The sequence below is a fragment of the Pseudodesulfovibrio indicus genome (assembly GCF_001563225.1).
Lineage (GTDB): Bacteria > Desulfobacterota > Desulfovibrionia > Desulfovibrionales > Desulfovibrionaceae > Pseudodesulfovibrio > Pseudodesulfovibrio indicus.
The window spans coordinates 2,455,019-2,472,174 of the sequence record NZ_CP014206.1; the positions used below are offsets into that span (position 1 = coordinate 2,455,019).

A 17,156-nucleotide genomic window follows, 5' to 3' on the forward strand; every position below is an offset into this window, starting at 1 on the left:
TGTACCGACCTCTGATTTGGAGCGTAATACAAACTTGTAGCTGAAAATATGGCGGCAAGTCCATACCCTATTGAACTATGAGCGCGCGTTGGCGGTCGTCCGGCAAAGCCGGGTTTGCTCCGAATTTATTTCCGGACAAACAGGGCGAACGCGAACATCAGGCAGAACAGGGCCGTGCCGGTCCACCAAAGGAACAGGGAAAGTTCCGTGGTCATCAGCACATAGGTGGCCTTGGCCGCCAGGTCCAGGGGCAGGGTGGAACCGATATCGAGGAGATCCAGCCCGAAGAGCCTGCCCAGGGCGGTCATCAGGGTGATCGGCGGCCAGGAACCGGTGACGGCCCAGGACACCCCCTGGAAGGCCAGCGTCATCAGGCATCCTCCCCAGGCGAGAATTCCGAGTGATTTGAGCATCCGGGGAATATATATAATTGCGGTGTGGAACGCTATGGATTATTTGACCTTAAGGGGGAGAGCGCATGGACATCAACGTCGGAGACCGTATCATCCTCGAAGTGTCGACCTTCGGCGACCGTTTTCTCGGCCTGGTGGCGGACCTGAAGCCCGACGGCAGGCTGCTGGTCTTCGCGGACATGCCGCGCCCGGTGCTGGAGCGGCTTCGGATCGACACCTTCGCCCTGGTGCGTTACGCCCTAGACGGCAGGCTGCTCGGCTTCAACACCCGCGTGCTCAACCTGGCCGACTCCCACGGCAGGCTCCTGGAACTGGCCGCCCCGTCCGCCTCCTTCGACGCGGAGGAGCGCAGCGAACCGCGCTGTACCTGCTCCTTTCCCGCCTTTCTGATCCACGGCGACACGGCTCTGCGCGGCGTGGTCGAGGATATGTCCGCCAGCTGCACCCGCATCCGCTATCTGGACCAGGGGCCGGAGGAGTTTCCCGAGGAGCAGGGAAAGCAGGTGCGGTTGACCTTCCATCCCTTCGACATGAACTCCACCGGTTATTCCGTGGGGTGCCGGGTGCTCAAGTCCTTCATGAAGGAGGGCGTTCGGTACGTGGTGCTGAAGTTCAACAACGACGAACCGGATGCCCGCGAGCGGATATCCGGTTTCATCGAGGCCCAGGTCTGTTGTTCCATCCCCAGGGTATAGTCCTTCTTATCTAAGCCGTTTCGAGCTTCTTGGCGTAGCCTGCGGCTTCGATGCCCGCCACGCAGCCCTCGCCCACGGCCTTGGCCATCTGGAGGGGCGGGCCGCAGATGTCGCCCGCGGCGTAGACGCCGGGGACGTTGGTGCGCTGCTTCTTGTCGGCGTCGATGTACTTCATGTTCTCGTCCAGACGCACGCCGAGCATGGCGGTCAGCTCCAGCACGCCCTTGGCGCCCAGCTCGATGAACACGCCGCTCACGGCTTGAGTCGAGCCGTCGTCCAGAAGCACGGACTGAACCGCGTTTTCCCCCTGGATCTCCTTGATGGTCACCCCTTCGTGCAGGACCACGCCGGTTTCGACGAGCTGCTGGCGGAGCTTTTCGTTGACGTCCAGCTCCCCGCAGTAGAGGTGCACCTGGCTCGCGAAATTGGTCAGGGCCACGGCCCCGCCCGCCGCCGCGCTGCGGCAGCCTGCCACGGCCACGACCTCGCCCTTGTAGAAGCCCGCGTCGCAATCCACGCAGTAGCTCACGCCCTTGCCGAGCAGTTCCTTTTCGCCGGGCACGTTGAGCTTGTTGCGGCTGGACCCGGTGGCCAGGATAATGGTCTTGGACTTGATCTCGTCGCCGGATTCGAGCTTCAGGGAGAAGAGCGGTCCGTCCGGCTCGATGGCCAGCACGTCCTCGTCACGGAATTCAGCGCCGAAGCTCTCGGCCTGCTTGCGACCGGTCTTGAGGACCTCTTCGCCGGAGATCTTGATCTGGCAGCAGTAGTTCTCCACATGGGCCCAGTACAGGCTGGAGTTGTCCATGCGCCCGAGCATCAGGGTCCGGGCCTTTTTGCGCGAGGCGTGAATGGCGGCCTGCAATCCGCCGGGGCCGGAGCCGAGGATGACGACGTCATAGAGTGTATCGGGCATGGTGATCTCCTGTGGTCGGTTAGAATGCGTCACAGGACATGATAAGCATTATCGTCTGGATGTAAAGGCGGATCAGCGGAATGGGATGGTCAGCATGTTGAGCAGCCCGCCGTATTGCGGATCGCGGAAGATGTTCAGGCCGATGCGCATGCGGTCGTGGCCCAGGTCGGGCTGGTCCTTGTAGGTCCCGAAGAGCCGGTCCCAGAAGGGCACCGTGAACCCGAAGTTGCGGTTGGCCTCGCGCATGTCGGTGGAGTGGTGGACCCGGTGCATGTCCGGAGTGACCAGGAACAGCCGGAGCTTGCGGTCCGCATCGAGCGGCAGGCGCAGGTTGGCGTGGTTGAACAGGGCGCAGCCGTTGAGCAGGACCTCGAACAGGATCACCGCGCCGGGGGCGGGCCGAGGAGGAACACGGCGGCCAGCTTCAGGAACAGGGACAGGACGATCTCGATGGGGTGGAAGCGGACCCCGGTGGAGGCGTCGATGTCCAGGTCCGCGTGGTGCATGCGGTGCACGCGCCACAGGGGGCGGTAGTGGTGAAAGGCCACGTGCTGCCCGTAGATGAGCAGGTCCAGGGCGGCCAGGGAGACGAGCCAGGCGATGGCCGGCGGCGTCGGGACGAGGTTCAGCAGGCCGATGTGGTTGGCCGCGCAGTAGGCGGCCAGGGCCGCCGGGACCAGGGGCGCGGCGAGTCGGGCCAGCCCGGCGGACAGGAAGGAGACCGACAGGTTGGCGAACCAGCGGCGCGCCTTGCCCGAAGACAGGGGACGGCGCGGCAGCAAGGTCTCGGCCACGCCCATGACCACGAGCACGGCCAGGAACGAGCCGAGGCGGAGCAGGAGTTCGGGATTCACGGGTGCGCGCTCACTAGGGGCCGAGGTCCTTGGCGGACCGCTTGGCGCCTTCCGGGAGGACCCGGGGTTTGGCCGCATCGCCCTTGGTCGGGACCCAGGGCTTGCCGTGGATGCGCTGGTAGAGCTTGTGGGCCTCGGCAAAGTCCGGGTTCATCCGCAGGGCCGCCTCGACCTTGGCCGAGGCCGGTTCCAGCTTGCCCATGAAATAGAGCGCCTTGGCCATGTTGAAGTGGATGTTCTCGTCCTCCGGGGTGAGCTCCAGGGCCTGGGCGTAGGCGTGGATCGCGCCGGGGTAGTCGCCCTGCTTGCGCAGCTTGACCCCCAGGGAGTTGAAGGGGTTGGGGGTGTCCGCATCGAACTTGAGGATCTCGATGAACAGCGCACGGGTCTCCTCCAGACGGTCGAACTGGGCGTGCACGTCCGCGGCTCTTTTCATGTACTCCTTGAAGGATTCCAGGTCGCCGCGTTCCCTGTATGCCTCGGCAAGCCCCTTGTACGCCTCGGCGAACAGGTCGTTGATCTTGACCGCCTTCTTGAAGGAGACGATGGCCTTGCCGTACTTGCCCTCGGCCATGTAGCGGCAGCCCATGTCGTAGTACTTCTGGGCCTCGTCCTGTTCGGAGATCAGCTCCTCGAAGGCTTCGATGGCGTCGTCGAAATCGCCGCGCGCGACCATGTCCTGGGCTTCCCGCAGCTCCATCTCCTCGATCTCCGGATAGCTGTCCAACTGGTTGGCGAGGATCAAATATTTTTCGAAGGTGTCCAGGGAGTAGGGGCGCAGGATGTAGCCGATGCAGCCCGCCGCGATGGAGTCCAGGACGTGGTCCTTGCGGTTCTCCAGGGTGACCATGATGATCGGCATGGGCCTGCCGCTCATGTTCTGGTTGACGATCTGGGTGAACTTGACGCCCGTCATGTCGGACAGGCTGGAGTCGCAGAAGATGAGATCCGCCCCGTGCTCCGCGATGTGGTCCACGGCGGCCGCGCCCGAGGTGAAGATGCGCACGTCCTTGGGGCCGAAGGTTTTGATGGTCGCCAGGTCCCGCTTGGCGTGCACCTCCACGTCCGTCAGGATGAGGATGGACTGGTAGAGGCCGAACGCCTTGCTGTTCCGTTTCTGCGGCATGGTGGTTCCCCTGCTTTTCCGCCAGGGTATCACTATACTTCCAGAGAAAGTTTATGGCAAGAGGGCGTGTTCAGGGCCGTTGCAGGTGGGCCATGACCTTGGTCCGCAAGCGGTCTATGCCCGCGTCTTCCGGCAGCAGGCCGAACGCCTTGTCCACCAGCCCGCGCGAGAGCAGAAGCCGCTCCGTGGCCCGGTAGGACAGGGAGAAGACCCAGCCGACGATGAGCAGGACGAAGTCGTTGGCGTAGCGCAGGGACGCGTAGTCGCAGGTCATCCCGGAGCTGACGGTTTCCAGCACGGCGGGGGTGAACCTGGCCGGGTCCTCCTTGAGCTTGTGGATGACCACCCGGTTGGGATTGTGGGGCTGGCTCAGGTGGTCGAGGATGACGTGGAAGATGTCCGCCTTGTCCGCATCGCGGGTGACCTGTACCAAGGTGGCCAGGGGGTCCCGCAGGGCGGGGTTGACCTCCTTGGCGTTGTGCAGCCCCACTGCGGCGCGGATCAGACGCAGCTCGCGCGGGGTGAAATCGTCCCCCAGGTCCAGGCGGCGCAGGGTCAGCACGCCCATCCGCCCGTGATTCACCGAGTCGGCGTCGCGGTAGGTCCCCCAGCGGTCGAACTGCGGGAATCGGCCGATGTCGTGGTACAGTGCGGCCATGGTCGCCAGGTCGGCGGTGCGGCCCGTAATGCCTTCCTCGCGGAGGATATGCACCCCGTTGTCCAGGACCCGCATGGAGTGCTCCAGCTTGAGCCGGATGTGGTAGTCGTGGTCTTCGTCGTCCCGGAGGTGGCCCTCGGCGAATTCGCGGACCAGCCGCAGGTGTTCGTGCAGGCGCATCGTCAGTCCTTGAGGCTCTTCATGCGGGTCTTGTACTCCAGCTCGGAGATCTCGCCCTTGGCGAAAAGCTCCTCCACTTCGGCCCGTTCCCGTTCGGTCTGAATGCGGGCCTCCTCCTCCAGCTCCTTGTCGCGGAGCGGGCCGCCGGGGCCGAAGAGCAGCCGCAGGAAGAGCAGGATGGCGCCGATGATCAGGGAGACGAACAGCAGCCGCGCCACGGCGGGCAGGATGTGTTCGCCGTAGCCGGAATTGAACGGCCAGGCGCGCCACTGGGGACTGTCCATGAAGTCGAAAAAGCTGCCGAGGAGCTGGGGAATATCCGAAAAAAGCATGTCTGGGTCCTCCGGGGACGTCTGCGTTGCCGTGGGCCTGTTCCTACTTCCCATCGGCGCGGAGGGCAAGCCCTGCGAGGGAAAAGACGCGGCAATTGAACGGGTCTTTATAATTTCACCGGGGTCGGTCCGCAAGCCGTTGTTTTTATCCTCGGCTTGTTGTAATTCGAAATTTGGAGGGTTGATGCGTATCCTTATAGTAGAAGACGAGTTCACCAGCCGCAAGCTCCTGACGGCGCTCCTGTCCGATTTCGGCAGGTGCGACACGGCGTCGGACGGCGTGGAATGCGTGGACGCCTTCCGGAAGGCCATCGAGGAGAATGATCCCTACGACCTGGTCTGCATGGACATCATGATGCCCAACAAGGACGGCCACCAGGCCCTCAAGGATATCCGCACCATGGAGCAGGAGGCGGGCGTTTCCGCCGTGGACGAGGCCAAGGTGATCATGATCACCGCGCTCAACGACCCCAAGACCGTGGTCCGGGCGTACTACAAGGGCGGCGCGGCCGCCTATCTGCCCAAGCCCATCGAGGTGGAGAGCCTGTACGCCATTCTCCGCAATCTGGCGCTCATCGATTGATTGCCTGTCTTGCGACTTTGTTTTACGAAGCATCCATGCACAACGTCATCACCAGATCGACCGGCCTTGCCGGGCGCGTGTCGCGTTGCCTCGCGTCCGCGTCCCTGATTCTGCTCACGGCCACTCCGGCCCTGGCCCAGGAAGGGGCGCCGAGCCGCTCCGGCAGCGTGCTCAACATCCTGCTGCTGGGCGTGGTCGCCTATTTCCTGGTCCGCGCCTACCGGCGCAGGTCGGGCCACGGCAACGACCGGCAGGACCGACCCAAGCGGCCTGACATCCAGCCCCGCGACCTGCGCGGCACCGGCGGCGACGCGCCGCCTCCCGACACTCCGGCGCAGAAACCCGTGGACCGTCACGAGGCGGCCCGCCGGACCTGGGACATGCTCAGCTCCCAGCCCGCCGATCCCGACCGGTCCGCCGACCGTCCGCAGCCCACCACCCCCACCGGACCCCCGTCCGCGCGGGCGGACGGCTTCGACGAGACGGAGTTCCTGGAGGGCGCGAAGCTCTTTTTCTCGCGTTACCAGCAGTCCGTGGGCGAGGAGGAGTTTCGGGACATCCGCGATTTCATGTCCGACGAGGTCTACGCCGAGGCCGTGGCGGGCCACCGCGAGCGCGCAGAGGTCATGCTGGTCACCGCCAGGCTCATGGAGCTGAAGCAGGAGAACGGCCAGACCGTGGCTTCGGTCTACTATGACGCGCAGCTCCGGGTGGGCGATGGCGGGCGGCCCGACAATCTGCGGACCGTCTGGGACTTCGCCCGCGACGACTCCGTGCCCGACGGGCTGTGGGTCCTGGAAAAAATCAACTCGATAGATCAATAAAAAGCGGTCTCCCTGGGAGGCCTGCCGTTTCCGGAGGGAAGAATGGCGGATACCGTATTCAACCTGGATCAGCCTATGGGTACGCTCATCGACATTGCCGTGCGCGAGTTCGGCGAGGTCGGTTTCGAGACCGTGACCATCGGCGAGCATTCCCTGGAGGTGCTCCAGGTGAAGCAGATGCAGAAATACCTGGACAAGCTCGTGGACCGCACCCGGTCGGGCAAGAAGATCTCCCTGCCCCTGTGGGCCAAGGTCTGGCCCTCCTGCCTGATCCTCGGCTACACCCTGACCCGTTTCCCGTTCACCCCGGGCTGCTCCGTCCTGGAAGTGGGCGCGGGCTGCGCCGTGAACGGCATGGTCATGGCCCGGCTCGGCCTGGATGTGACCGTCACCGACGTCGATCCCCACGCGCTGCTCTTCAGCCGGATCAACGTCCTCAAGAACGGGCTGGACGGCAAGATGGCCGTGCGCCGCGCCGACTTCACCAGGGACAACCTGGACAGCCGTTTCGACTACATCATCGGCTGCGAGGTGCTCTACGAGGAGGCCGTGTACGAACCGCTGGTGGACTTCCTGGACGCCCACTTGGCGCAGACCCCGACCGCCGAGATCCTCATGGCCATGGACAAGAAGCGGCTGGGCCGGAAGTTCTTCGACAAGGCGGGCGACAGCTACGCCATGATGAAGTCCGTGGCCAACTACAAGGACAAGGAGACGGGCGAAGAGAACGTCATCAACCTGTTCCGCATGAAGAGGAAGGGCGCGTGATGGAACTCAAGAGCTGTCTCAAGACCTTCACCACCGACCTGGACAAGGCGTGCAGCCCGGTGGATACCGTGAAGCGGGTCAAGGCGATCCTCGACGAGAAGTGCGCGGGCGTGCTGGCCAAGACCGACCGCGTGGACACCGGCAGGCTGGGCATCCCCGTGTTCGTCAGCATCTGCGGCCCCGAGGCCCGCGAGATCATGCCCACCCGCAAGCAGATGGGCAAGGGCGCGTCCCCGGAGCAGGCCGAGGCGTCCGCCCTCATGGAGTTGGTGGAGCGGTTCTCCTACTTCAGCTTCTGGGGCGACCCGGACAATTTCACCGAGCTGACTTGGTCCGAGGCGCAGGCCAAATGGCCCGGACAGGTCATGGACATCGGCCAGGTGATCCGTTCCGTGAGCGAGGACATCGATCCGGACAAGGCGGTCCGGCTCATGGACCTGATCCGCTGGCGGTTCCACCCGGCGCTCAACGTGTGTACCGGCGAGCGGGAGTACGTGCCCCTTGACTGGTTCAAGAAGCTCAACGAATTCAACGGCTCTTCCGCGGGCAACACCTTCGAGGAGTCCATTGCCCAGGGTGCGTGCGAATTGGTGGAGCGGCACGTCTGCGCGGTCATCGACCGCACCCGGCAGACCACCCCGACCATCGACCCGGCCACCTGCACCGACCCGGTCCTCAAGCGGCTGCTCGACTGTTTCGAGCAAAACGGCGTCAGCCTGATCCTCAAGGACTTCTCTTTGGGCTATCCGGTGCCCACCGTGGCGGCCGTGGCCTGGGACCGCAAGACCTTCCCCGCCCTGAGTGAGATCGTCTTCACCGCGGGCACGGCGGCGTCGCCGGTCAAGGCGGCCATCCGGGCCGTGACCGAGGTGGCGCAGCTGGCCGGAGACTTCGAGACCAGCCGGGTCTACGAGGCGTCAGGCCTGCCCAAGTTCACCGAGCTCTCCCAACTGGACTGGCTCAAGGAGGGCGAGACCGTGGCCCTCGACTCCCTGCCTTCGGTGGAGGACGCGGACATCTACAACGAGCTCATGGGGCTGGCCGGAGGGCTGGCGGAGAAGGGCGATACCCTGTACGCCGTGGATACCCGGCACCCCGACCTGATGGTCACCGCCAACTACAACTTCGTGCCCGGCTTCGACTTCCGCGAGCGCACGCCCAACCGGTCCATCGGGTTGTTCGTGGGCCGCATCCTGGCCGAGGACGCGGACTTCGACGAGGCCCTGGAGGGGCTGGACGTGATCGAGGATGTCTATCCCGGCGCGTACTTCCTGCCGTTCTTCCGGGGGCTGCTCGCCCTGCGCATGGGCGACCTGCCGTACGCCGCCGACCGGTTCGAGGAATCCGTGCCGCTCCAGCCCGCCGACCCCGAGCGCGCCCTGGCCGTGTTCTACCAGGCCTATGCCCTGACCCAGATGGAGGAGTGGGAGGACGCCGAGACGCTGCTCGGCGAGGCCGTCGCCCTGGACGACGAATGCCGCGAATTCTTCAACCTGCGCGGGGTTTCCCGGTTCAAGCAGGGGAATTTCGAGGCCGCCGCCGAGGACTTCCAGGCGTCCCTGAACATCGACAGCGGCTCGCCCCATGACCTGGCCAATCTCGGCCTGTGCCACAAGAACATGGGGAACGACGAGGTCGCGATGGATTACCTCCAGGCGGCCCTGGATATGGACCCGGCCCTGGACTACGCTCGTGAAAGTTTGAACGAACTCATGGAATCCTAGTTCGTTAGGATGGATTTACGGGCGGTGTTTTTTCGTTTTGAAATGAGTCTAGTGCTTGACAAGGTTTTGCAGGGGACGTAATGTCCCTCCACGGTTTTGAGCCGATCATTGTTATTGCTATCTAAGCAGCGGATCGCTGTTTATACGGATAAGGTCGCTCCGGGCTTGGTTCGGGGCTACAGCAAGACAAACATCCACTTAGGAGGATACAATGGCTGTTGTTGAATTCCAGGGCTCTTCTTTCGAAGTTGACGAAGACGGCTTCCTGCAGAAATTTGAGGATTGGACCCCGGTTTGGGTCGAGTACGTCAAGGAATCCGAAGGTATCAAGGAGATCTCCGAAGATCACCAGAAGGTCATCGACTTCCTGCAGGACTACTACAAGAAGAACGGCATCGCCCCGATGGTCCGCATCCTCTCCAAGGTCACCGGCTTCAAGCTGAAGCAGATCTACGAACTGTTCCCGTCCGGACCCGGCAAGGGCGCCTGTAAGATGGCCGGCCTGCCCAAGCCCACCGGCTGCGTCTAGTTCTCGACCGAACTCGACTGTCAAAGGCGGGAGCTTCGGCCCCCGCCTTTTTTGCTGCCCCGACAGCGGCTTTCGGCGGGCGGCGGGAATCCCTGTGCCGGCCCGGAAAAAGCCTAAAATTTCCCTTGCCAAGCAGTGTGGCAGTGCGTATAAGACCGAGTTCCACGCAAAAATAATGACAGGAGAAAGTCATGAAAAACGATATTCATCCCAAGACTTACAAGGCCAAAGTTCGTTGCCACTGCGGTTACGAGGCCGAGCTGCTGACCACCAAGGGTGAGGAGTTCGAAGTGGAAATCTGCGCCAACTGCCATCCCTTCTACACCGGCAAGCAGCGCTTCGTTGACACCGCTGGCCGCATCGACCGTTTCCGCAAGAAGTACGGCGATCTGAGCACCCTGGCTGCAAAGTCCAAGTAGCTGCTTTTTTCGGCGAAAGCCGAGACCATATGCCTTCGTCGGGTCGTACGCCCTGCGGAGGCATATTGTTTTATTCGGCGGACTTTACAATCGGTTCGGGAGTTCTTAATTTCACTTGTTGTGAAATGAGCAATTCGACCGATTCAGGGTTTTCATCACCGGAGGGTAACTGCTTGAATTTGCGAGGACTCTTGACCTTGGCTGCGCCCCAGGCCGTGGGCGGGCAGGCTGTGATCGAAGGCGTCATGATGCGCGCCAAGGACCATCTCGCCATCGCCATCCGCAAGGCGGACGGACAGATCGTCACCGACGTCCGCCCGTGGTTCACATTGGTCAAGCATCCCTTGCTCAAGAAACCCTTCCTGCGCGGATTCCCGGTGCTCATGGAAACCATGGTCAACGGGATCAAGGCCCTGAACTATTCCGCGGTCCAGGCCGCCGACGACACCGACGAAGAGGGCGGCGAACTGACCACCTGGCACCTGGTCCTGACCATGGTGCTGGCGCTGGGCGCCGCGCTCGGCCTGTTCGTTGTCCTGCCGCACTTCCTGTCCGTGGGCATGGAGATGCTCGGCCTGGGCGGCGACGTGGACTCCTTGAGCTTCCACGCCTGGGACGGGCTGATCAAGATGATCGTCTTCGTCGGCTACATCCTGGCCATTTCCTATATCCCGGACATCCGCCGGGTTTTCCAGTACCACGGGGCCGAGCACAAGGTCATCTGGACCTGGGAGGAGGGCAGGGAGCTTTCCCCGGCCTCCAGCCGGTTCTTCAGCCGCCTCCACCCGCGCTGCGGGACCGCCTTCCTGCTATTCGTGCTGGCGGTCTCCATCATGCTGTACGCGGTGCTGGTCCCCTGGCTGCTGACCTTCTATTCGCCCGAAAATTTCATCGTCAAGCACCTGTACATCGTCGGCATGAAGCTCTTTCTCATGATTCCGGTCAGCTGCGTGGCCTACGAGATGATCAAGTTCGCCGGAAAGTACAGCAAGAACGGGTTGTGCAAGCTGATGTGCTGGCCCGGGCTGATGATGCAGATGCTGACCACCAAGGAACCAGACGACAGCCAGCTTGAGGTGGCCATCGCCGCCCTGCGCTGCGCGGTTAACGCCGAGGAGTGCCGATAATGTTTGGCAAGCTAGAAGAGATTGAGGAAAAATACGTCGAGCTGGAGCAGGAGCTGGCCGAGCCCGACATTTTCAACGACCAGGAGCGGTACAAGAAGGTCTCCAAGGCGCACGCCGATCTCGGCGACGTCGTCGAGGTCTTCCGCCGCTACAAGCAGCTCTCCAAGGACCTTGAGGACAACCGCGAGATGATGGCCGATTCGGACGCCGACATCCGCGAGATGGCCAAGGCCGAGATCGAGGAGATCGAGGAGCAGTTGCCCGCCCTGGAGGAAGAACTCAAGCTCCTGCTGCTGCCCAAGGACCCCATGGACGAGAAGAACATCATTCTCGAAATCCGGGCCGGCACCGGCGGCGACGAGGCCGCCCTGTTCGCGGCGGACGTCTACCGCATGTACTGCCGCTACGCCGAAATCAACCACTGGAAGGTCGAGGAGATGAGCTCCAACCCCACCGGTTCCGGCGGCTACAAGGAAGTCATCGCCTCCATCGCGGGCGACAAGGTCTACAGCAAGCTGAAATACGAGTCCGGCACCCATCGGGTGCAGCGCGTCCCGGCCACCGAATCCCAGGGCCGCATCCACACTTCGGCCATCACCGTGGCCATCATGCCCGAGGCCGAAGAGGTGGACGTGGACATCCGGCCCGAGGACCTGCGCGTGGACGTGTTCCGCTCTTCCGGTCCCGGCGGCCAGTCGGTCAACACCACGGACTCGGCCATCCGCGTGACCCATATTCCCTCCGGGCTGATCGTCATCTGCCAGGACGAGAAATCGCAGCACAAGAACAAGGCCAAGGCCCTCAAGGTCCTGCGCTCCCGCCTGCTCCAGATCGAACAGGACAAGGCCAAGGCCGAGGAAGAGGCCGCCCGCCGCAGCCAGGTCGGCTCCGGCGACCGGTCCGAGCGCATCCGCACCTACAACTATCCCCAGGGCCGCGTGTCCGACCACCGCATCAACCTGACCCTGCACAAGCTCCCCCAGATCATGGAGGGCGAGCTGCAGGAGCTCACCGACGCCCTGGTCAGCCATTTCCAGGCCGAGGCGCTGAAGCGGCAGGGCGATTAACGGTTCGCCGGAATACCCCGTGTCTCCCACCATCAGGGAAGTCATTCAAGAAAGCGAGTCCCGCCTCTCCGGCGTGGACTCGCCTCGTTTGAGCGCCGAACTGCTCTTGGCCCACGCCCTCGGCTGCCCGCGCCTGACCCTGACGCTTGACCGCGACAGGGCGCTTTCCGATCACGAGCTGGCCTCGGTCGAAGCGCTGATCCGCCGCCGGGAAGGGGGCGAACCCGTGGCCTACATCCTCGGCACCAGGGAGTTCTACGGGTTGGACTTCCTCGTCACCCCCGCAGTGCTCATCCCCAGGCCCGAGACCGAACACATCGTGGAAGAGGTCGAGAAGGCCTTCGACAAGCGAGCCGAATTCCGCTTCGCGGACCTGGGTACCGGGTCCGGCATCCTGGCCGTGACCATCGCCACGCTCTTCCCCGGGGCGAGCGGGGTGGCCGTGGACATCAGCGCCGAGGCGCTGGCCGTGGCCGAAGAAAACGCCAAGGCCCACGGCGTGGCCGACCGCATCGATTTCCAACGGCTCGATTTCACGAGAGAAACGGTTGAGGGAGAGTTCGACCTTATCGTTTCCAACCCGCCCTATGTGACGCAAAGGGAGTTCGAGGAGGCAAGCCGCGAGGTCACGGCCTTCGAGCCGACGGGCGCGCTGGTCAGCGGCGAGGACGGGCTGGATCACGTCCGGGCCATGCTCCCCGGAATCGTCACCTCGCTGAAACACGGCGGCCGGCTGCTCATGGAAATCGGTTTCGGGCAAGGGGATGCAATCGTGAGAATCATTACCAATAATTATTCGATATTTGATGAAGTTACGGTCCTCAAGGACCTGGCGGGATTGGACCGCGTGGTGTCTACGAAAAGATTATAATCTCAGAAATGCAACACCTCACCCCGTTTCGTTGTTGTAAAAATACAAAGATTTGCGGGAATACAACAACGGTCGGGATGGCGTTTTGTTCGGATTAATCAATGGTTTCGCATAGATATAAGTCTACTTGCCTGTGGCATTATTCTTGCTATTTTGTGACTGGTTAATCAACCGGAGGAATAATGTCTCAGACAACTATACATAGATCAGTACGTTGCACCGGAATCGGGCTCCACAGCGGAAGGCAGGTGGACATGGTCCTGCGTCCGGCCGCCGAGGACACCGGGATCCTGTTCTCCCTACGCAACGGTTCAGGTTCCACTTTTCTGACTCCCGCCCCGTCCCTGGTCGTGGAGACCAGCCTGGCCACGGTGCTGGGCGACGGCCGCGAGACCCTGGCCACCGTCGAACATCTGCTCGCCGCCATAAACGGCATGGGCATCGACAACATCCACATCGAGGTTTCCGGCAAGGAGCTGCCCATCATGGACGGCAGCGCCGCCTCTTTCGTCTACCTGCTCAAGCAGGCGGGCATCCGCAAGCTGAACAAGTCCCGCAAGGTCCTGGCCATCAAGAAGGCCGTCGAATTCGAGCAGGACGGCAAGTACATCAAGGCGACCCCCTACGACGGGCTGCGCCTGGACTACACCATCAATTTCGCGCATCCGCTCATCGGCCGCCAGCAGATGGTCCTGGAGATCACCCCCGAGAATTTCGCCCAGCATCTCGCCAAGGCGCGGACGTTCGGTTTCCTCAAGGAAGTCGATTACCTGCATGCCAACGGCCTGGCCCTTGGCGGGTCCCTGGACAATGCGGTGGTCCTGGACGAGTACAACATCCTGAACGCCGAAGGCCTCCGCTTCCAGGACGAGTTCGTGCGCCACAAGATGCTGGACTTTGTCGGCGACATGGCCATCTTCGGATCGCGCCTGCAGGGGCATTTCGAGGTCTTCGCCTCCGGTCACGCCCTGAACAACGCCTTCCTGCGCCACCTAGACGAAAACCGCGACCTGTATCTTGAAGAGAAGGTCGGGGAGTCCGCGGTTGTCGAGGAATCCCTCGGAACCGAGCGGCTGCGTCCGGTCAGCGCCGTGGCCTAGTTGGTCATCCCTGAGGACTGAAAAAGCCCGCCAATCGGCGGGCTTTTTTTTGGCATATTTCCCTTTTCAGAAGCCGAACGGTGCGCAGCTATGGAAAAGGCACCGCAGGCGCGGAAGAGGGAGGCGAGAGCGCCGTGGGCCGCGAAGCGGCTTTCAACGTCCGACTTTCTTTTTCCAGGAGATGAATGACTGGTTCCTGTTTGGTTGTTGCCGCGCTCAAAATCTTGTTGGGCGGAGGCTGAGAGCGCCTAGCTCTGGAACAATGCCTCGGCCACGATGCCGCCGTGGCTGGTGCGCGGGAGCCGCCCCACGCCGAGATGATTGATGGCCACGGGCCCGCCGTGGGCGCGGCTGGCGAGGTAGCGGGCCAGGGGGGTGGATTGTTCGGGATGCTGGAGCAGCACCTTGCAGGTCAGGTCGTTGTTGCGGGTCAGGAACTGGACCCGGACCAGCCCCATGCGGGCGTGGTCGTACTCCACCAGGGTCTCGGTCAGACCTTCGGCCGCGCCGCCGCCTCGGATGAGCGTGGCCTGGCGCCGTCCGTCCGGGGCGAGCCACGGTTGGTAGAGAAGGCGTCCCTTGCCCGCGCCGTCCAGGGTCTTGCCGATGGTCCGTGCGCAGGCCGCCGCGTCCAGATAGGCGGTGCGAAGTGCGTGGGACCCGGCCAGCAGCTTGAGGAAGAGAGCCAGGGGGAGCGGTTTGCCCGACAGGTCCGCCTCGGACAGGGCGGGCCGGAACCGGTTCTCGAACAGGGTCCGCGCGGCGTCGAAGTCGCCCATGAGAGAGAGCCCGTCACCCTTTCCGCCTCCGGTCCAGGGCAGCTCCTTGAGCACGATCTGCGGGGTCAGTTTCTGGACGAGAAAGAAGAGCCGCGACCCTTCCGGGTGGGCGCTTTCAAGCTGGGCCAGGAGGCGGTCGCCGTCGATGTCCACCCAGGCCATGGCGTCGGGGAGATTCTTGAGCAGCAGCCCCCGGACCTTCTGGCCGACGCGGTGCTTCCTGCGAAAGTTATCGGAGCGGCTGCCCCCGTTGCCGAAGGAGCCGTTGCCCGTGCCCGAACCGGAGATGCGCATGGCGGCTCCCCGATCAGGCCTGATCGATGATCAGCTCGACCTCGTCCAGGCCCAGGCCGGTGGACTTGGCCAGCTGTACCGCCGACTTGCCGGAGCGGTATCCCTGGATGATGATTTCACGCATGAATTGCGGCGACTTGCAGTACTCGTTGGCGAGCTTGACCAGGTGTTGCAGCTCGGCGGCCTTGCGCTCCAGCTGGCTGTTGAGGGCCACCAGCTCCTGCTGGCGCTGCTCGAAGGTGGCCACCAGTTCGTTCTCCAGCTGGGTATTGAACTGCAGCCGCTTGAGGAACTCCTGCTGGCTGGCCTGGAGGCCGGAGAGCAGGGTCTCGGACTTTCGCAGCCGGAGGAAGAAAAGGATGACAACAACGAGCAGGACGACTTCGCTGACGGTGAAGAGGATGATGAGCAGGTCGGACATAGGGGCGTCCCTTTGGGCTAAATCTTGACGTTGACGATGTTACCGGACCAGGGGGAGCCGCTGGAGGCCCCGGTGTCCGGGGAATCCTCTTCCTGGGGTTCCTTTTCCCTGCGCTGCGAGGAAGCTTCCTGTTGTTCGTTGTTGTGGCCGTCCCGGTCGACGGGGGCGGTGGCTTCCTTCTTGTTGACCTGCTGGACCATGCCCTCGCGCCTGCGCAACTGCTCCTGGATGAGCGGCCCGAACAACAGCTTGTGCACCTCGGGCTTGGCCTTTTCCGCATGGGCGATCTTCTGCACGAAGGGCAGCTGGGAGATGAGGACCGGAAGGTCCAGCGGAGTCGAGCTCATGGCTTACCTCACAAGATATTGTTCGAACAGCAGGGTGTCGAACTGACCAAACCCCATGTACTGGTTGATGATCGCCAACAACTCCTTCTTGAGTTTGTCGCTGTTCTCCTTATCGGTCAAAAACTGCAAATCCTTATTCTTGAGATAATAGAACAGGGCGTTGCGGATGGTGTAGACATCCTGCTTGAACTGCCGGGCCAGCCCGTCGTCCTCGGTGGAAACGAGAATGCTGACCTCCAGGAAGCGGACGACGCCTTCGCTGTCGCGCTGCTCGATGAAGAAGGGATCGAGCTTGATGACGATGGACGGCGTCTCCTCCACTGCCGGCGGAGCCTCTTCCTCGGGCACGGTCTCTTCCACGGGCGGTGGAGGCGGCGCAGGGGGCGCTTCGGGTTCGCGCAGGAGCAGGATGACGATGACGACGAGGAGAATGAGAATGACGCCCAGGGAGATGAGGACGACCTTGTTGCGCAGGAGGGCGGCCAGTCCCGGCTTGGATTCCCTGGGCTCCTCCTTGAGCAGGGAAGTCTCGACCTCGACCTCCTCGATCTCTTCCTCTTCGTCCTCGTCCTCCAGGAACGGGGCGTCGTCGAGATCGAGGTCGACCTTCTGCGTGGCCCTGCTTGCCTCGGCGTCGTCCAACTGAGCCTTCCGCTGCTCGGAGGCAGGGGCGGTCACCTCTTCGGAATCATCCGGGACAAGCAAGACCATGGTATACGCCTAGTGGGCGCTTAAGCGAAGATTTTGTCGATCTTCTGGCCCAGTGTTTCAGGGGTGAACGGCTTGACGATGTAGTTGGACACCTTGGCCTGGACAGCCTCGATGATGTTTTCCTGCTGGGCCTCGGCGGTGACCATCAGGAAGGGGATGTCCGCGTACTCCTCGCTGGCGCGCACCTTGCGCAGCAGCTCGATGCCGGACATGGTGGGCATGTTCCAGTCAGAGACGATGAAATCGATGTTGTCCTTGTTGAGGACTTCCCACGCGGTCGAACCGTCATCGGCCTCGACGATATTGTTGAACCCCAGCTGGCGCAGGATGTTCTTGATGATTTTACGCATGGTGGAGAAGTCGTCCACAACCAGGACGCGCATGTTGGTGTCATAAGCCATCGAAGGTCTCCTTTCCG

The 17,156-nt window shown here is 62.8% G+C and carries 23 protein-coding genes; 11 read left to right on the forward strand and 12 right to left on the reverse strand.

All coding sequences use genetic code 11. The features are described from left to right. Positions 1–125: 125 nt before the first annotated feature. Entirely contained in the window at positions 126–413 is a 288-nt protein-coding gene (locus AWY79_RS10940) for a potassium:proton antiporter (RefSeq protein ID WP_066803613.1), read from the reverse strand. Between the two features lie 65 nt (positions 414–478). Here AWY79_RS10940 and AWY79_RS10945 point away from each other — a divergent pair, with 65 nt between their 5' ends. Further along, positions 479–1,108, forward strand: a complete 630-nt coding sequence (locus AWY79_RS10945; RefSeq protein ID WP_066803616.1) for a PilZ domain-containing protein — start codon at positions 479–481, stop codon at positions 1,106–1,108. 10 nt (positions 1,109–1,118) lie between these two features. Here AWY79_RS10945 and AWY79_RS10950 read toward each other — a convergent pair whose 3' ends face one another. The 6 genes from AWY79_RS10950 to AWY79_RS10970 form a co-directional block, all read right to left on the reverse strand. Next, positions 1,119–2,024 carry an NAD(P)/FAD-dependent oxidoreductase gene (locus AWY79_RS10950; protein ID WP_066803619.1) on the reverse strand — a complete coding sequence of 302 codons (906 nt, stop codon included), beginning with the start codon at positions 2,022–2,024 and terminating at the stop codon, positions 1,119–1,121. Positions 2,025–2,096: 72 nt separating this feature from the next. Then, complete coding sequence (locus AWY79_RS19375; protein ID WP_233490907.1) at positions 2,097–2,408, reverse strand: sterol desaturase family protein; 312 nt, start codon at positions 2,406–2,408, stop codon at positions 2,097–2,099. Beyond that, positions 2,405–2,878 (reverse strand): sterol desaturase family protein, encoded by a 474-nt coding sequence (locus tag AWY79_RS19380; RefSeq protein ID WP_233490908.1) that lies wholly within the window; start codon positions 2,876–2,878, stop codon positions 2,405–2,407. Before AWY79_RS19380 ends, AWY79_RS19375 begins: the two co-directional genes overlap by 4 nt. 13 nt (positions 2,879–2,891) lie before the next feature. Continuing rightward, positions 2,892–4,004, reverse strand: a complete 1,113-nt coding sequence (locus AWY79_RS10960) for a tetratricopeptide repeat protein (RefSeq protein WP_066803622.1) — start codon at positions 4,002–4,004, stop codon at positions 2,892–2,894. A gap of 70 nt (positions 4,005–4,074) precedes the next feature. Beyond that, positions 4,075–4,842 carry an HD domain-containing protein gene (locus tag AWY79_RS10965; protein ID WP_066803625.1) on the reverse strand — a complete coding sequence of 256 codons (768 nt, stop codon included), beginning with the start codon at positions 4,840–4,842 and terminating at the stop codon, positions 4,075–4,077. 2 nt (positions 4,843–4,844) lie between these two features. Then, positions 4,845–5,174 (reverse strand): SHOCT domain-containing protein, encoded by a 330-nt coding sequence (locus tag AWY79_RS10970; RefSeq protein WP_066803636.1) that lies wholly within the window; start codon positions 5,172–5,174, stop codon positions 4,845–4,847. A gap of 184 nt (positions 5,175–5,358) precedes the next feature. On the opposite strand from AWY79_RS10970, the gene AWY79_RS10975 reads away from it, so the two are divergent. The 10 genes from AWY79_RS10975 to lpxC all read left to right on the forward strand — a co-directional run bounded on the left by AWY79_RS10975 (position 5,359) and on the right by lpxC (position 14,186). Next, entirely contained in the window at positions 5,359–5,757 is a 399-nt protein-coding gene (locus AWY79_RS10975) for a response regulator (RefSeq protein ID WP_066803639.1), read from the forward strand. A gap of 35 nt (positions 5,758–5,792) precedes the next feature. Continuing rightward, positions 5,793–6,581, forward strand: coding sequence for a TIM44-like domain-containing protein (locus AWY79_RS10980; protein WP_066803642.1), 789 nt, complete (start codon positions 5,793–5,795; stop codon positions 6,579–6,581). 42 nt (positions 6,582–6,623) lie between these two features. Beyond that, positions 6,624–7,349 carry a class I SAM-dependent methyltransferase gene (locus tag AWY79_RS10985; RefSeq protein WP_066803645.1) on the forward strand — a complete coding sequence of 242 codons (726 nt, stop codon included), beginning with the start codon at positions 6,624–6,626 and terminating at the stop codon, positions 7,347–7,349. Continuing rightward, complete coding sequence (locus tag AWY79_RS10990; RefSeq protein ID WP_066803648.1) at positions 7,346–9,073, forward strand: YcaO-like family protein; 1,728 nt, start codon at positions 7,346–7,348, stop codon at positions 9,071–9,073. Before AWY79_RS10985 ends, AWY79_RS10990 begins: the two co-directional genes overlap by 4 nt. Before the next feature lie 211 nt (positions 9,074–9,284). Beyond that, positions 9,285–9,602: a TusE/DsrC/DsvC family sulfur relay protein gene (locus AWY79_RS10995; protein WP_014321317.1), complete on the forward strand. Its 318-nt coding sequence runs from the start codon at positions 9,285–9,287 to the stop codon at positions 9,600–9,602. Positions 9,603–9,793: 191 nt separating this feature from the next. Continuing rightward, positions 9,794–10,021, forward strand: a complete 228-nt coding sequence (gene rpmE, locus AWY79_RS11000) for a 50S ribosomal protein L31 (RefSeq protein WP_014321316.1) — start codon at positions 9,794–9,796, stop codon at positions 10,019–10,021. Positions 10,022–10,218: 197 nt separating this feature from the next. Then, positions 10,219–11,148 carry a DUF1385 domain-containing protein gene (locus AWY79_RS11005; RefSeq protein ID WP_233490909.1) on the forward strand — a complete coding sequence of 310 codons (930 nt, stop codon included), beginning with the start codon at positions 10,219–10,221 and terminating at the stop codon, positions 11,146–11,148. Then, positions 11,148–12,215 (forward strand): peptide chain release factor 1, encoded by a 1,068-nt coding sequence (gene prfA / locus AWY79_RS11010; RefSeq protein WP_066803653.1) that lies wholly within the window; start codon positions 11,148–11,150, stop codon positions 12,213–12,215. Before AWY79_RS11005 ends, prfA begins: the two co-directional genes overlap by 1 nt. 19 nt (positions 12,216–12,234) lie before the next feature. Further along, on the forward strand, positions 12,235–13,086 hold the full coding sequence (gene prmC / locus AWY79_RS11015) for a peptide chain release factor N(5)-glutamine methyltransferase (RefSeq protein ID WP_066803656.1): 852 nt from the start codon (positions 12,235–12,237) through the stop codon (positions 13,084–13,086). A gap of 182 nt (positions 13,087–13,268) precedes the next feature. Continuing rightward, the gene (lpxC, locus tag AWY79_RS11020) at positions 13,269–14,186 is read left to right on the forward strand and encodes a UDP-3-O-acyl-N-acetylglucosamine deacetylase (RefSeq protein ID WP_066803659.1); all 918 of its coding nucleotides are present in this window, start codon (positions 13,269–13,271) and stop codon (positions 14,184–14,186) included. A gap of 248 nt (positions 14,187–14,434) precedes the next feature. Here the strand turns inward: lpxC and AWY79_RS11025 are convergent, their stop codons facing one another. From AWY79_RS11025 to AWY79_RS11045, 5 genes are read right to left on the reverse strand one after another with little or no spacing between them, the layout of a single operon-like run. After that, positions 14,435–15,259, reverse strand: a complete 825-nt coding sequence (locus AWY79_RS11025) for a hypothetical protein (RefSeq protein WP_066803662.1) — start codon at positions 15,257–15,259, stop codon at positions 14,435–14,437. Positions 15,260–15,272: 13 nt separating this feature from the next. Continuing rightward, the gene (locus AWY79_RS11030) at positions 15,273–15,680 is read right to left on the reverse strand and encodes a hypothetical protein (protein ID WP_066803665.1); all 408 of its coding nucleotides are present in this window, start codon (positions 15,678–15,680) and stop codon (positions 15,273–15,275) included. Positions 15,681–15,697: 17 nt separating this feature from the next. Then, the gene (locus AWY79_RS11035; protein WP_066803668.1) at positions 15,698–16,027 is read right to left on the reverse strand and encodes a hypothetical protein; all 330 of its coding nucleotides are present in this window, start codon (positions 16,025–16,027) and stop codon (positions 15,698–15,700) included. A 3-nt stretch (positions 16,028–16,030) separates the two neighbouring features. Continuing rightward, complete coding sequence (locus AWY79_RS11040) at positions 16,031–16,738, reverse strand: flagellar basal body-associated FliL family protein (protein WP_066803671.1); 708 nt, start codon at positions 16,736–16,738, stop codon at positions 16,031–16,033. 20 nt (positions 16,739–16,758) lie between these two features. Then, complete coding sequence (locus AWY79_RS11045; RefSeq protein ID WP_066803674.1) at positions 16,759–17,139, reverse strand: chemotaxis response regulator CheY; 381 nt, start codon at positions 17,137–17,139, stop codon at positions 16,759–16,761. Between the last annotated feature and the right edge of the window lie 17 nt (positions 17,140–17,156).

Bases quoted from the DNA above. Each gene is read 5' to 3' on its own strand.
- AWY79_RS10940 (WP_066803613.1), bottom strand. From the start codon at position 413: ATGCTCAAATCACTCGGAATTCTCGCCTGGGGAGGATGCCTGATGACG.
- AWY79_RS10945 (WP_066803616.1), top strand. From the start codon at position 479: ATGGACATCAACGTCGGAGACCGTATCATCCTCGAAGTGTCGACCTTC.
- AWY79_RS10950 (WP_066803619.1), bottom strand. From the start codon at position 2,024: ATGCCCGATACACTCTATGACGTCGTCATCCTCGGCTCCGGCCCCGGC.
- AWY79_RS10960 (WP_066803622.1), bottom strand. From the start codon at position 4,004: ATGCCGCAGAAACGGAACAGCAAGGCGTTCGGCCTCTACCAGTCCATC.
- AWY79_RS10965 (WP_066803625.1), bottom strand. From the start codon at position 4,842: ATGCGCCTGCACGAACACCTGCGGCTGGTCCGCGAATTCGCCGAGGGC.
- AWY79_RS10970 (WP_066803636.1), bottom strand. From the start codon at position 5,174: ATGCTTTTTTCGGATATTCCCCAGCTCCTCGGCAGCTTTTTCGACTTC.
- AWY79_RS10975 (WP_066803639.1), top strand. From the start codon at position 5,359: ATGCGTATCCTTATAGTAGAAGACGAGTTCACCAGCCGCAAGCTCCTG.
- AWY79_RS10980 (WP_066803642.1), top strand. From the start codon at position 5,793: ATGCACAACGTCATCACCAGATCGACCGGCCTTGCCGGGCGCGTGTCG.
- AWY79_RS10985 (WP_066803645.1), top strand. From the start codon at position 6,624: ATGGCGGATACCGTATTCAACCTGGATCAGCCTATGGGTACGCTCATC.
- AWY79_RS10995 (WP_014321317.1), top strand. From the start codon at position 9,285: ATGGCTGTTGTTGAATTCCAGGGCTCTTCTTTCGAAGTTGACGAAGAC.
- rpmE (WP_014321316.1), top strand. From the start codon at position 9,794: ATGAAAAACGATATTCATCCCAAGACTTACAAGGCCAAAGTTCGTTGC.
- prfA (WP_066803653.1), top strand. From the start codon at position 11,148: ATGTTTGGCAAGCTAGAAGAGATTGAGGAAAAATACGTCGAGCTGGAG.
- lpxC (WP_066803659.1), top strand. From the start codon at position 13,269: ATGTCTCAGACAACTATACATAGATCAGTACGTTGCACCGGAATCGGG.
- AWY79_RS11025 (WP_066803662.1), bottom strand. From the start codon at position 15,259: ATGCGCATCTCCGGTTCGGGCACGGGCAACGGCTCCTTCGGCAACGGG.
- AWY79_RS11030 (WP_066803665.1), bottom strand. From the start codon at position 15,680: ATGTCCGACCTGCTCATCATCCTCTTCACCGTCAGCGAAGTCGTCCTG.
- AWY79_RS11035 (WP_066803668.1), bottom strand. From the start codon at position 16,027: ATGAGCTCGACTCCGCTGGACCTTCCGGTCCTCATCTCCCAGCTGCCC.
- AWY79_RS11040 (WP_066803671.1), bottom strand. From the start codon at position 16,738: ATGGTCTTGCTTGTCCCGGATGATTCCGAAGAGGTGACCGCCCCTGCC.
- AWY79_RS11045 (WP_066803674.1), bottom strand. From the start codon at position 17,139: ATGGCTTATGACACCAACATGCGCGTCCTGGTTGTGGACGACTTCTCC.